The sequence below is a fragment of the Vibrio sp. 10N.222.49.C9 genome (genome assembly GCF_041474985.1).
GTDB lineage: Bacteria > Pseudomonadota > Gammaproteobacteria > Enterobacterales > Vibrionaceae > Vibrio > Vibrio crassostreae_C.
Map to the genome: position 1 here is coordinate 1 of NZ_JBFRVD010001122.1, position 309 is coordinate 309.

Annotated in this window: 1 protein-coding gene; it reads right to left on the reverse strand. The window is 48.2% G+C overall.

What is annotated here, in order from left to right; genetic code table 11:
• Window positions 1–309 (reverse strand): efflux RND transporter permease subunit (locus tag AB4585_RS27175; RefSeq protein WP_372171850.1); only part of this gene is annotated, 309 nt, incomplete at both ends.

The window sequence follows — 309 nt, forward strand, 5'->3', positions numbered from 1 at the left end:
CTGTAGCGAAGGCTAGGCCGCCGGCAATGGCGGTGGCGAGCTGAGTCCACCACTGCGTACTTGGTGCGCCAATTTCAATCTTCTGATTGATTAGGTCTACATTGGTTTGCAGAACCATAGGCATTAAACCAAGGATAGTGGTAACCGTAGTCAGCATTACCGGTCGTAGACGCTGTACACCCGTTCGCAGTATCGCTTCTTCCTTTGATAATCCACGTTGGCGCAACTGGTTAAAGGTATCGATCAATACAATATTGTTATTAACGACAATACCTGCCAACGCAATCACCCCAATGCCCGACATTACAA